Source organism: Curtobacterium sp. ER1/6, from assembly GCF_001742745.1.
Classification (GTDB): domain Bacteria; phylum Actinomycetota; class Actinomycetes; order Actinomycetales; family Microbacteriaceae; genus Curtobacterium; species Curtobacterium citri.
In genome coordinates this window covers 469,655-481,584 of the sequence record NZ_MJAK01000001.1, presented here as the reverse complement: position 1 = coordinate 481,584, position 11,930 = coordinate 469,655, and the positions used below count along the sequence as shown (strand labels likewise).

Here is an 11,930-nt window from a genome sequence, read left to right as displayed (position 1 = left end):
CCCTCACCCTCGTCGTCCTCGGGCTGGCGATGGTCGCCGGCTTCCTGCTCCTCACCGCCGGCGGTGCGCACGCCGCCGGTGTCACCGCACCGACCGCACCCGCGACGCCGACGGCCCCGACGAACGGCGACTTCAGCGTCAGCGTGAACGGCCCCGACGGCGCGCCGTCGTCCGCGATCGTGACCCTGCTCGGCATCACGCTGCTGAGCGTCGCCCCGGCCCTGCTGCTCATGATGACGTCGTTCACGAAGATCTTCGTCGTGCTGGCGATGACCCGGAACGCCCTCGGCCTCCAGGGCATCCCGCCGAACCAGGTGATCGCGGGACTGGCGCTGTTCCTGTCGCTGTTCGTGATGGCGCCGGTCCTCGGGCACATCAACGACGACGCCCTGCAGCCCTACCTGGCGGGGCACATCGACTTCGCGAAGGCGGTCGAGGTCGGCACGAAGCCGCTGCGGACGTTCATGCTCCACCAGACGCGCGAGGAGGACGTCGCGCTCATCACCCGCGCCGCCGGTCAGGCGAACCCGAAGGACCTGGACGCCGTCCCGATGACCACCGTCATCCCCGCGTTCGTCATCTCCGAGCTGCGGAGCGCATTCATCATCGGGTTCGTCATCTTCATCCCGTTCCTCGTGATCGACCTCGTCGTCTCCGCGGCGCTCATGTCGATGGGCATGATGATGCTCCCGCCGGTGATGATCTCGCTGCCGTTCAAGATCCTGCTGTTCGTGCTCGTCGACGGGTGGGGACTCATCATCACGTCCCTCATCGAGAGCTACCAGGTGGTGCGCTGATGAACCAGCAGGCGGTCATCGACCTCACCCTCCAGGCGCTCCTGGTGTCGGCGAAGCTCGCGGCGCCGGTGCTCGTCACGTCGCTCGTCGTCGGCTTCGCGATCTCGCTGTTCCAGTCGGTCACGCAGATCCAGGAGGTCACGCTCTCGTTCGTGCCGAAGGCCGTCGCCGTCGCGATCGCGCTCGTCGTCTGCGGCAACTGGATGATCGCGGAGATGGTGGCGTTCACCCACGTCGCCTTCGACATGATCCCGAAGCTGCTGGGGACCTAGCCGTGGACCTCGTCATCGACGCGGACCGGATCGAGGCCACGATGCTCACCGGCGTGCGCCTCGTCGCCTTCTTCGTTATCGCGCCGCCGTTCGCGTACAAGGCGTTCCCCGGCACCGTGAAGATCATCCTCGGGCTCGGCCTGGCGATCGGTGTCGCGCCCCGCGTCGGGCTCGGCTACACGTCGCTCGACACGGCCGGCTTCCTGCTCGCCCTGCTCACCCAGCTCGTCGTCGGGCTCGGCCTCGGCTTCCTCGTCTACCTGGTGTTCGCGGCCGTGCAGTCCGCGGGCGGGCTCGTCGACCTGTTCGGCGGCTTCACCCTCGCGCAGGCGTACGACCCGCAGTCGCAGGTCAACGGTGCGCAGTTCACCCGCCTGTTCCAGATGGCCTCGCTCGCGCTCCTGTTCGCCAGCGGCGGGTACCAGCTCATCGTCGCCGGGCTCGTGCGGTCGTTCGACGCCGTGCCCCTCGTCACCGCCGACGGCAGCCCGGGCACCTTCGCGCTCGGCGGCTTCGCGTCCGTCCTGGTCGCGGCGGCGGGGCAGATGTTCCTGTCCGCCCTGCAGATCGCCGGGCCGCTCGTCGTGGTGCTCTTCCTCGCCGACGTCGGGCTCGGTCTGCTCACCCGTGTCGCCCCCGCGCTGAACGCCTTCCAGATGGGCTTCCCGATCAAGATCGGGCTGACCGTGGTGTTCGCCGGTGCGCTCTTCATGGCCCTCCCGGCCGTCGTGTCCTCGCTCACGGGCGACGCGGTGGCCGCGATCACCGGGCGGGGGTGAGGCGACGTGTCCGACGGTGGCAGCGGCGAGCGGTCCGAGCAGGCGACCCAGCAGCGCATGCGCGAGGTGCACCGCAAGGGGCAGCTCGGCCGGTCGCAGGACCTCAGCGCCTGGATCGGCATCGCGGTGGCGGCGCTCGTCATGCCCGCGACGATCGGCAGTGCCGCCGGTGCGGGTGAGCAGCAGCTCCGCGTGGTGCAGCGGGTGATCGCCGACCCGACGGTGCCGGCCGTGCGCGAGGCCCTCGCCGACGCGCTCGCCTCGATCGGCGGGACGATCGGCCCGATGCTCGCCGTCGTCGCGGTGGCCGTCGCGGCGGTCTCGGTCGCGCAGGGCGGCGTGCACTTCCGACGGATGGCCCCGCAGCCGGACCACTTCGACCCGGTGGCCGGTGTGAAGCGCGTGTTCGGCGTGCAGGCGCTCTGGAACGGCGTCAAGGCCCTGCTGAAGACCGCGGTCGTCGGCCTCGTGCTCTGGTTCGCCGTGCAGTCGCTCGTCCCGGTCCTCATGTCCAGCGGTTCCCTGCCGCTGTCGTCCGTGCTCGACGCGGCGAAGGGAGGCGCCGGCACCCTGCTCCGCGCCGCCGTCGCGGCCGGTCTGCTGCTCGCCGCGATCGACGTGCTCGTCGTCGTGCGCCGCAACCGCAAGCGCACGATGATGACGAAGCAGGAGGTCAAGGACGAGTCGAAGCGCACCGACGGCGACCCGCTCGTGAAGTCCCAGCGACGCTCCCGACAGCTCGCGATGAGCCGCAACCGGATGGTCGCGGCGATCGGTGACGCCGACGTCGTGATGACGAACCCGACGCACTTCGCCGTCGCGCTCCGGTACGAGCCCGGGAAGTCGGCTCCCCGCGTCACGGCGAAGGGCGCCGGTCCGGTCGCCGACGTCATCCGCGCGAAGGCCGAGGAGTGCCGGGTGCCCATCGTCCGCGACGTCCCGCTCACCCGTGCGCTGCACGCCGCGTGCGACCTCGGGCAGGAGGTCCCGGTCGACCTCTACACGCCCGTCGCCCGCGTCCTGTCCTTCGTGATGACCCTCAAGGCCCGCGGTGCCGCGTCCGGCACGCACGCGGCCCCGCGCCCGACGACGCCCGACGAGGTCGCCACCGTGCTCGACCCCGCCACGCTGAGCGGCGACGCCCGCCCGCGGCGCCTCCGCGCACCCCGTCCCACCGACCGTTCCACCAGCCCGTCCACCGAAGGGGCACCCGCATGAACCGCAAGGACCTCCCCAAGCTCGCCGTCCCGGTCTTCATCGTCGGCATCGTCCTGCTGCTGATCCTGCCGGTGCCGTCGTTCCTGCTCGACGTGCTCATCATCCTGAACATCCTGCTGGCGCTGGTGATCCTCCTCACGACGCTGTTCGTGAAGAAGCCGCTCGACTTCTCGGTGTTCCCGTCGCTGCTGCTCGTCGCGACGCTCTTCCGCCTCGGCCTCAACGTGGCGTCGACCCGCCTGGTGCTCGGCGAGGGCTTCGCCGGCGACGTCATCCAGGCGTTCGGGCACGTCGCCGTGTCGGGGTCGATCATCATCGGCTCGGTCGTCTTCCTCATCCTCGTCGTCATCCAGTTCGTCGTCGTCACGAAGGGCGCCGAGCGCGTGGCCGAGGTCGGCGCCCGCTTCACCCTCGACGCGATGCCCGGCAAGCAGATGGCGATCGACGCCGACCTGAACGCCGGACTCATCACCGACGCCGAGGCCAAGGAACGCCGCGCGGCCGTCTCCGCCGAGGCCGACTTCTACGGCGCGATGGACGGTGCGTCGAAGTTCGTCAAGGGCGACGCCATCGCCGGCATCCTCATCATCGTCATCAACCTCGTCGGCGGCATCGCGATCGGCATGCTGCAGAACGGGCTCTCGGTCACCGACGCGCTGTCGAAGTACGGCATCCTGACCATCGGCGACGGCCTCGTCACGCAGATCCCCGCGCTCCTCATGGCGGTGTCGACCGGCATGATCGTCACGCGGTCCGGCGCGGAGACCGAGATCGGTGCCTCCGCGACGACGCAGCTCACGCAGTCGCGGAACGCGCTGATGATCGCCGGTGTCGCCGCGATCGCGATGGGCTTCATCCCGGGCATGCCGATCGTGCCGTTCCTGCTCATCGGCGCCGGGCTCCTGTTCGCCGGCTGGCGGCTGTCGCGGCAGGCGAAGGAGCGGGAGGCGGCCGCCGCCCAGCAGCAGGCCCTCGAGGCCGCCGCGCCCTCGTCGGACTCGCCGGAGGACCTCCTCGAGCAGATGCGCGTGCACGCCCTCGAGATCCTGCTCGCCCCCGACCTCGTCGACATGGTGTCCGGCTCGTCCGACGACCTCCTCGGCCGGGTCCGCGCGCTCCGGCGGAAGATCGCCGTCGACATGGGCATCGTCGTGCCGCCGGTCCGCACCCGGGACAGCATCGAGCTCCCGCCGTCGACCTACGCGATCCGCATCGCCGGCGTCGAGGCCGGTCGGGGCACCGCACCGGCCCGGAGCGTCCTGGCGCTCGGCGACCAGCTCGACGGGCTCCCCGGCGCCGTCACCGTCGAGCCGGTGTTCGGCCTCGCCGGCAAGTGGGTGCCCGCCGAGCTCCGGCACGCCGCGGAGATGACCGGCGCGACCGTCATCGACCGCGTCTCCGTGCTCGTCACGCACCTGCAGGCCGTGATCGGCGACAACGCCGCCCGACTGCTCACCCGCGAGGACGTCAAGGTGCTCACCGAGGGCGTCAAGCAGGTCAACCCCGCGGCGGTCGAGGAGCTCGTGCCCGGCATGCTCTCCCTCGCCGAGGTCCAGCGCGTCCTGCAGGGGCTGCTCGTCGAGCGCGTGCCGATCAACGACCTCGGCCGCATCTGCGAGGCGCTGACGCTCCGCGCGAAGGTCTCCACCGACCCGGAGGGCCTCGTCGAGGCCGCCCGTGCCGCCCTCGGTCCGGCGCTGCCCGCGCGGCACGCCGAGGCCGGGACGCTCCGGGTCATCATGATCGACCCGCTGCTCGAGCAGGCCATGCTCGAGGGACTCCGCCCGTCCGAGCAGGGCAGCCAGATCGTGCTCGACGCGCACCGCATCGAGCAGGTGCTCGGCTCGCTCCGCGACGCCGTCCGCAGCGTCGAGGAGCAGGGCCTGTCCGCCGTCCTCGTCTGCGCGCCGCAGCTCCGCCCCGCCGTGCACCGGATGGTGTCGGCGCAGGCGAACGGGCTGCCCGTGCTGTCGTACCAGGAGGCCACCGCAGCGGGCTCCACCATCGAGACCGTGGGGGTGGTCCGTGCCGCCGATCCGATCGCTGCGTGAGGGCCCGACGCTCGAGGCGGTGCGCGACGCCGTCCGGGCCGAGTTCGGTGCCGGCGCCCGCATCGTCTCCGCCGAGCGCGTCACGTCGCCCGGCATCGGGGGGATGTTCCGGCGGTCGCACGTCGAGGCCGTCGTCGAGGTCCCGGACCCGCTCGACCCGCCGACCGCACGCGTCGCGATCGCGGACGGGCCGGTCGTGCGCGTCGGCATCGCGGCGCTCCTCGCCGACGCCGAGGCCGCCGAGGCGCGGATCGCCGCGGGCGACGGCACGGCGACGACGCGGGCCGACGCGTTCGCGTCGGTGCTCGACGGCTTCGCGGCGGACGGGATCACGACGGGCGCCCCGCGCCCCGACCGGGCCGTCGCCGACGCGGGCCGGGTGGACGGGGGTGGGGCGCGCCTCCAGGACGGGACGGAGCTGCCGGGAGGCGCGGTGCCGGTCACCGCGCCCGTGACGGACGTGCCGGTGGTCACCGCCCTGCCGCCGGTGCTGCCCGTCCCGCCGGTCCCGACGGCGCTCCCGGTGCAGGCGCTCCCGGTGCCGGCCGTGCTCCCGCTGCCGGCCGTGCTTCCGCTGCCGGCCGTGCTCGCCGCGGACGGCGACCTCGTCCTGCTGGTGGGACGGCCGACGGACGTCGACGCGGCGGCCGGCGTCTTCGCCGGACGGTACGGCCTGCGCCCGACCGACGCCGCGGACCGGCGGTCGGGCATCCTCGCGCGCGCCGACGGGGTCCGGAACGGCCACGCGCTGCTCGGGGTCGCCGCTTGGGACGACGCGGCCACGACGGAGGGGCTGGCGGCCGACCAGGTGTGGGTCGTCGTCGACGTCGGACGGAAGCCCGAGGACACGCGGAGCATGGTCGCCGCGGTCGCCGCGAGGACCACGGTCGCCGGTGTCGTCGCGATCGGGGCGGGGGAGACCGCCACGCCGGAGTCGGTGCACCTGATGGGGGTGCCCGTCCTGTCGCTAGGCTGACGGGGTGCTGGTACTCACGCGGAAGGTCGGCGAGCGGATCCTCGTCGGTGACGACATCGTCATCACGGTGCTCGACAGCCGCGGCGACGGCGTCCGGATTGGCATCGACGCGCCGCGCGGGGTGAAGATCCAGCGCGAGGAGGTCGTCCGCGCCGTGATCGAGGCGAACGCCGAGGCCGCTGCGGCCGCCGCGAGCGGGACCGGGTCGGTCGGGGCGGACGACGCCGAGGCGCGCCTGCGTGCCGCGCTCGGTGAGCGTCGGCGCCGCGACGACGCCTGATCCGGTCTACCGCAGACCGATCGCCGCCCAGGCGGCGAGGCCCGCCCAGCAGATGCTGGTGAGCGTGCCGACGATGAACCGTTCCCGCGCCTCCGCCGAGTCGAGTTCGCTGAAGCGCCCGAGGCCCTTGACCGCGATCACCGCGGCGACGATCTCGAGCCGACCGACCAGCACGGCGCCGACGACCGCGAAGCGTTCGAGGAAGCCGATCGCGGCACCGCCTCGGAGCACCTCGGGACGGCGGCGCGCGACGGCCGGCTCGTCGGCACGCGAGACGAGGATGCCCCCGTGCGGACCGCGTTCGACCCCGTCGCGGACCGCCAGCGTCAGGACGGCCCCGGTGACGGCACTGCCCGCGAGCACCCCGACGGCCGCGACGGCGGTGACGGCGAGCACGCGGACGGCCGTCGTGGGGGCGGCGGGGACGAGCTCGAGCAGGTGCCCGCCCAGCACGACGACGACGGCGACGAGCGCCGGGACGGCCCGGACGAGCGGCGGCACGCGGTGCACGACGCTGAAGACGGCGACGACGAACAGGACGACCGACCCGACGATCCAGGGCGTCATGCGGGCTGGTCCGCTTCGGCGAGCAGGCGCACGAGGGCCGCGTGGACGGCGTCGTCCGAGCGGAGGTCCGCGGCGGTCCACCGCTTCGCGACCGCCTGCGGGGTGATCCCGAGCAGTCGCGCGGCCTCGGTCCGCGAGTGGCCGTCGCGCACGAGGTCGGCCAGCTCCCAGCCCTCGGGGGACCGGCGCTCGCGCGCCCGGACGGTCTGGGCGACGAGCGGCTCGACGTCGGCCGTGCGGAGGCGCCGGTCACCCGCCACCTCGAGCGCCACGTGCTCGGGGACCTCCTTCGCACGCTCGACCGCGTCGCGCGCCCGGACGAAGGCCTCGCCCCGGGCCGCCCGCGTCGACTCCGGGAGCGGTTCCTCGACGTCCCCGATGCCGACGCCGACGCTCCAGCCGCCCGCACGCGACAGGGCGAGGACGACGTCGAGCGCGGCGGCCGCGTCGTCGAGCAGGAACTGGAACTCGTCGCCCGCCGTGCGTTCGGGTGCGAGGACGAACCGGTCGCGGACGACGTCGCGGACCGAGCGCATCGCCGTCTCGACACGGTCGTCGTCCGAGCGACTCCCCACCTGGTCCACCGTCACCGCGTACACATCGCCTCCACCGTCAACCCTACAAGGTTGATTCCGGCGGTATCAACCCTCCGGGGTTGATCACGGCCGCGGCTTCTTCTCCTGCTCGGGCAGCCGTCCCGCTGCTGCCTCGGCCGCGAACCAGGCGGCGGCCTCCTCCTGCCGGGCACGCTCCTCGCCGAGGGCGATCGGCGCGCGGACGTGCTCCGGGGCGTAGCCGAACGACTCGACGAGCTGCGGCACGACCGGACGGATCCGGGCGACGAGGCGGTCGACGTAGGCCGAGACCGCACGGGCGCGCTGCGCCGTGAGCCGACCGTGCAGGAGGTGCCAGTCGAGGTGCTGCTCGAGCAGCCCGAGGGCGAACAGGTCACGGAGCCAGACCAGGACACGGCGGGTGTCCCCGGGGGCGACCGACTCGATGGCCTCGGTGAAGGCGTCCCACTGCATGAGCTCGGCGTGCGCCTTCGCGGCCTCGATGAGCTCGTGCTGGGAGCGGTTCAGCAGCTTCGCGGCGCGGGCGCGGTCCTTGCCCGCCGAGGCCAGGCGCATGCCGATCTCGGCGACCATCGTGTCGACGCGGCCGGCGAGCAGGGCGCGCTGCGTGCGCGGGTCCTGCAGGTCGCTGACGCTCGCCGCGAGGGACCCGCGGTCGGCGACGGTCTGCCCGAGTCGTCGCAGGCCGGACGCGTCCGCGAGCTTCGACGCGGCCTGGGCGGCCACGAACCGCGCGGTCGATGCGGCGTCGCGCGGAGCCCGGGCGCGGAAGTCGGTGAGCAGTCGCTTCCCGACCAGCTGCAGCAGGATCGTGTTGTCGCCCTCGAAGGTCACGTAGACGTCGAGGTCCGCACGGAGCCCGGTCAGGCGGTTCTCGGCGAGGAAGCCGGCCCCGCCGCAGGCCTCGCGGCACTCCTGCAGGGTGTCGAGCGCCGACCAGGTCGACATCGACTTGAACGCCGCCGCCTGGGTCTCGAGGTCCTCGCGGCGCTCCGGCGTGTCCTTCCGTCCGCTGAAGACGTCGTCGAACGTCTGCAGGAGCTGCTCGTGCGCGAACGACTGCGCGAACACCGTGGCCAGGCGCGGGATCAGTCGACGCTGGTGGCGCCCGTAGTCGAGCAGGACGCCCTCGTCACCGCCACCGGTCGGGAACTGCCGACGCTCCGCGGCGTACGTCAGCGCGATCTGCAGCGCGAGCTTCTGCGCCACGACCGCGGCACCGTCGAGCGACACCCGCCCCTGCACGAGCGTGCCGAGCATGGTGAAGAACCGACGACCGGGCGAGGCGATCGGCGAGCTGTACGTGCCGTCCTCGGCGACGTCGCCGTAGCGGTTCAGCAGGTTCGTCCGGGGGACCCGCACGTGGTCGAACCACAGGCGGCCGTTGTCGATGCCGTTCAGGCCGCCCTTGACGCCGTCGTCCTCGCCGCCGACGCCGGGCAGGAACGCACCCGCGTCGTCGCGCAGGGGGACGTAGAACGCGTGCACGCCGTGGTCGACGCCCTGCGTGACGAGCTTCGCGAACACGACGGCCGCCCGGCCGTGCAGCGCGGCGTTGCCGATGTAGTCCTTCCACGCGCCGCGGAACGGCGTGTGGACCACGAACTCCTGCGTCGCCGCGTCGTAGGTGGCGGTCGTGGCGATGCTCTGGACGTCCGAGCCGTGCCCGGTCTCGGTCATCGCGAAGCAGCCGGGCACGTCGAACCGGATGATGCCGGGCAGGAACTCCCGGTGGTTGCGCTCGGTGCCGAGGTGGTGGACGGCGGAGCCGAACAGGCCCCACTGCACGCCCGCCTTGATCTGCAGCGAGGGGTCCGCCGTCGTCAGCTCCTCGAACGCCGCGAGGTTGCCGCCGTGGTTCTCCTGACCGCCGAACTCGGTCGGGTACGGCCGCTGGATCGCCCCCGCGTCGACGAGCACGCGGAGCTGCTCGAGCGTGCGGGCGCGGTGCTCGGGGACCGGCTGGCCCTCGATCTTGTGCAGGCCCGGGTCGAGGGTGAGCCGACGGGAGATCCGGCGGTCCTCGGCCCAGCGTCCGAGCAGGAGCTCGCCGAGCAGCGTCGTGTCGATGTGGACGTCGGTGTCCGTCGCGCCGACCGGGGTGCCCGCCGCCGCGTCGCCGGTGGCGTCGGCGTCGGGGGCCTCGGCCGCGGGCGTCGAGGTGAGGTGTGCGGGAGCGGTGTCGACCATGGGGGAGCCTTCCTGGACTGCGCTGACCGTGTTGCACTCCACACGCTAGGCACTGCGACCGTGTGTTCGTCGAACGCCGTGCGGGTGCACAAGCGGGACGGGCGGACCCCGACCACGGTCGTGGGAACCCTCCAAGACCCGCCGGAGCCGGGTTGTGCGGACCCCGACCCGATTGGCCCGTCGGCGGTGGGGCGGGGCACGATGGAGGGATGTCCCGCACCACCCCGGCGAGCGCTCCGGCGCAGCCACGCACCTTCTTCGGGCAGCCCTTCGAGCTGTCGACGCCCTTCGCGGTGGAGCTCTGGGAGCGGTTCTCGTTCTACGGGATGCAGGGCATCGTCCTCATCTACATGTACTACACCGTCACGCGCGGCGGTCTCGGCATCGACGAGGGGATCGCGAACGGCATCATGGGCGCGTACGGCGGAGCCGTGTACCTCTTCACGATCATCGGGGCCTGGGTCGCCGACCGGTTGATCGGTGCCGACCGGACCCTGTTCGGCAGCGCCGTCGTGGTCATGGCCGGGCACATCGCGCTCGCGCTCATCCCGGGCGTGACCGGGGTCGGGGTCGGGCTCGTGCTCATCGCCCTCGGGTCCGGCGGGCTCAAGGCCACCGCGACGACGATCGTCGGCGGCCTCTACAGCCGCGACGACCCGCGACGGGACGCCGGTTTCTCGCTCTACTACCTCGGCGTCAACCTCGGCGCGTTCGCCGGCCCCCTCCTCACCGGCCTGCTGCAGTCGACGCTCGGGTTCCACTTCGGCTTCGGCCTCGCCGCGGTCGGCATGGCCGCCGGCCTCGTGCAGTACGGCATCCGCCGCCGGAAGCTGCCCGAGTCCGTGCGGCACGTCACGAACCCGGTCGAGCGTCGTCGCCTGCCGCTCGTCGGCGGACTCGTCGTCGTCGCCCTCGCGGTGGTCGTCGCAGCCGTGCTGACCGGTCTGCTGAACGTCGGCAACCTGCCGACCGTGGTGGTCGCCGTCGTCGTGGTCGCGACCATCGCCTACTTCGTCGTGATCCTCACCAGCGGCATCACTGCCGACGAGCGCTCCCGCGTGCTCGCGTTCATCCCCCTGTTCATCGCGAGCGCGGTCTTCTGGTCGCTCTACCAGCAGCAGTTCACCGTCGTGACGCAGTACTCCGACCAGCGCCTGGACCGGTCCCTCGGCGGGTGGGAGATGCCGGTGTCGTGGGTGCAGTCGATCAACCCGGTGTTCATCATCGTGCTCTCCGGGGTCGCCGCGGCGATCTGGACGAAGCTCGGCGACCGCCAGCCGTCGACCCCGACGAAGTTCGCGCTCGGCACCGGCATCATGGGCATCGCGTTCCTGCTGTTCCTGCCCTTCACCGGCACCGGCGAGAACGGCACGCCGCTGCTCGCCCTCGTCGCGATCCTGCTCGTCTTCACGATCGCCGAGCTCCTGCTGTCCCCGGTCGGGCAGTCCGTGGCGACGAAGCTCGCGCCGCCGCGCTTCCAGACGCAGATGGTGGCGCTGTTCTTCCTCTCGGTCTCGCTCGGCACGGCGGCGACCGGGGTGCTCTCGCAGTACTACTCGCCCACGAACGAGGCGCCCTACTTCACGGTGCTCGGCCTCGTCGCGGTCGCGGTCGGCGTCGTCCTGCTGCTCTGCGCGAAGCCCGTGCTGCGGCTCATGCGCGGCATCCGCTGACGGCTCGTCGTGTCCAGGTGCCGGAGGCGTGATCCGGTAGCCTGGACACCGGCCAGGACGGCCACCGCCACACCGGCCCCGGAACGCAAGGAGTCACAATGCTCGAACTCATCGCAGGCATCATCATCGGCGTCGGCGTGCTCGGCGGCGTGGGCCTCTGCATGGCGGTCGCCGCCATGCTCAAGAGCGGCAACGAGGAGTACTAGGCCTCGTCCACCGCTGCCGGTTCGACCGGCACCAACTGACGACCCAGGACGGTCGCGCGCTCGAAGGGGCCGCGGCCGTCCTGCGTGTACGCGGGCTCGTCGAAGGCGACGGTCCACGTGCGCTGCAGGCCGCCGAGCTGCACGCCGCCGGGTGCGACGATCACCCCGATCGGTTCGTCCGCCCACTGCTCGCCGCCGTGCTCGAGGGCGACGACCTGCACGAGGGCACCGATGCCGAGCCCGCCGGAGTCGTCGGGGCGGGGGCCGGGGGAGCGTCGTCCGAACACGCGCCCACCGTACCGTGCGCCGCCGCCGCCGCCACCACACCGCCGGGCGCGCGATCGAG

At 72.7% G+C, this 11,930-nt stretch carries 12 protein-coding genes; 8 read left to right on the top strand and 4 right to left on the bottom strand.

Annotation, left to right across the window (positions count from 1 at the left end):
• Positions 1-29: 29 nt before the first annotated feature.
• The 7 genes from fliP to csrA are packed head-to-tail and all read left to right on the top strand — an operon-like array spanning position 30 to position 6,373.
• The gene (fliP, locus tag Cus16_RS02190; protein WP_141718802.1) at positions 30-797 is read left to right on the top strand and encodes a flagellar type III secretion system pore protein FliP; all 768 of its coding nucleotides are present in this window, start codon (positions 30-32) and stop codon (positions 795-797) included.
• A complete protein-coding gene (locus Cus16_RS02185) occupies positions 797-1,069 on the top strand; it encodes a flagellar biosynthetic protein FliQ (RefSeq protein ID WP_069710948.1) in 273 nt (90 codons plus the stop codon). Before fliP ends, Cus16_RS02185 begins: the two co-directional genes overlap by 1 nt.
• Positions 1,070-1,071: 2 nt before the next feature.
• Complete coding sequence (locus tag Cus16_RS02180; protein ID WP_069710947.1) at positions 1,072-1,848, top strand: flagellar biosynthetic protein FliR; 777 nt, start codon at positions 1,072-1,074, stop codon at positions 1,846-1,848.
• 6 nt (positions 1,849-1,854) lie between these two features.
• Positions 1,855-3,066, top strand: a complete 1,212-nt coding sequence (locus tag Cus16_RS02175; protein WP_069710946.1) for a flagellar biosynthesis protein FlhB — start codon at positions 1,855-1,857, stop codon at positions 3,064-3,066.
• A complete protein-coding gene (locus Cus16_RS02170) occupies positions 3,063-5,117 on the top strand; it encodes a flagellar biosynthesis protein FlhA (protein WP_069710945.1) in 2,055 nt (684 codons plus the stop codon). The genes Cus16_RS02175 and Cus16_RS02170 overlap by 4 nt, the downstream gene beginning before the upstream one ends.
• Positions 5,092-6,093 carry a hypothetical protein gene (locus Cus16_RS16505; protein ID WP_069710944.1) on the top strand — a complete coding sequence of 334 codons (1,002 nt, stop codon included), beginning with the start codon at positions 5,092-5,094 and terminating at the stop codon, positions 6,091-6,093. Before Cus16_RS02170 ends, Cus16_RS16505 begins: the two co-directional genes overlap by 26 nt.
• 4 nt (positions 6,094-6,097) lie before the next feature.
• A complete protein-coding gene (csrA, locus tag Cus16_RS02160; RefSeq protein ID WP_069710943.1) occupies positions 6,098-6,373 on the top strand; it encodes a carbon storage regulator CsrA in 276 nt (91 codons plus the stop codon).
• A 6-nt stretch (positions 6,374-6,379) separates the two neighbouring features.
• Here csrA and Cus16_RS02155 read toward each other — a convergent pair whose 3' ends face one another.
• The 3 genes from Cus16_RS02155 to Cus16_RS02145 all read right to left on the bottom strand — a co-directional run bounded on the left by Cus16_RS02155 (position 6,380) and on the right by Cus16_RS02145 (position 9,705).
• A complete protein-coding gene (locus tag Cus16_RS02155; RefSeq protein ID WP_069710942.1) occupies positions 6,380-6,940 on the bottom strand; it encodes a hypothetical protein in 561 nt (186 codons plus the stop codon).
• Positions 6,937-7,515, bottom strand: a complete 579-nt coding sequence (locus Cus16_RS02150) for a hypothetical protein (RefSeq protein ID WP_141718762.1) — start codon at positions 7,513-7,515, stop codon at positions 6,937-6,939. The genes Cus16_RS02155 and Cus16_RS02150 overlap by 4 nt, the downstream gene beginning before the upstream one ends.
• A gap of 84 nt (positions 7,516-7,599) precedes the next feature.
• Positions 7,600-9,705 carry an acyl-CoA dehydrogenase gene (locus tag Cus16_RS02145; RefSeq protein WP_069710940.1) on the bottom strand — a complete coding sequence of 702 codons (2,106 nt, stop codon included), beginning with the start codon at positions 9,703-9,705 and terminating at the stop codon, positions 7,600-7,602.
• 209 nt (positions 9,706-9,914) lie between these two features.
• On the opposite strand from Cus16_RS02145, the gene Cus16_RS02140 reads away from it, so the two are divergent.
• A complete protein-coding gene (locus Cus16_RS02140) occupies positions 9,915-11,378 on the top strand; it encodes a peptide MFS transporter (RefSeq protein ID WP_069710939.1) in 1,464 nt (487 codons plus the stop codon).
• Positions 11,379-11,580: 202 nt separating this feature from the next.
• Here Cus16_RS02140 and Cus16_RS02135 read toward each other — a convergent pair whose 3' ends face one another.
• Positions 11,581-11,871: a hypothetical protein gene (locus Cus16_RS02135; protein WP_083263627.1), complete on the bottom strand. Its 291-nt coding sequence runs from the start codon at positions 11,869-11,871 to the stop codon at positions 11,581-11,583.
• Positions 11,872-11,930: the final 59 nt, after the last annotated feature.

Coding starts and splice junctions, on each gene's coding strand:
- Cus16_RS02145 (WP_069710940.1), bottom strand. CDS start 9,705: ATGGTCGACACCGCTCCCGCACACCTCACCTCGACGCCCGCGGCCGAG.
- fliP (WP_141718802.1), top strand. CDS start 30: ATGGTCGCCGGCTTCCTGCTCCTCACCGCCGGCGGTGCGCACGCCGCC.
- Cus16_RS02170 (WP_069710945.1), top strand. CDS start 3,063: ATGAACCGCAAGGACCTCCCCAAGCTCGCCGTCCCGGTCTTCATCGTC.
- Cus16_RS02185 (WP_069710948.1), top strand. CDS start 797: ATGAACCAGCAGGCGGTCATCGACCTCACCCTCCAGGCGCTCCTGGTG.
- Cus16_RS02155 (WP_069710942.1), bottom strand. CDS start 6,940: ATGACGCCCTGGATCGTCGGGTCGGTCGTCCTGTTCGTCGTCGCCGTC.
- Cus16_RS02140 (WP_069710939.1), top strand. CDS start 9,915: ATGTCCCGCACCACCCCGGCGAGCGCTCCGGCGCAGCCACGCACCTTC.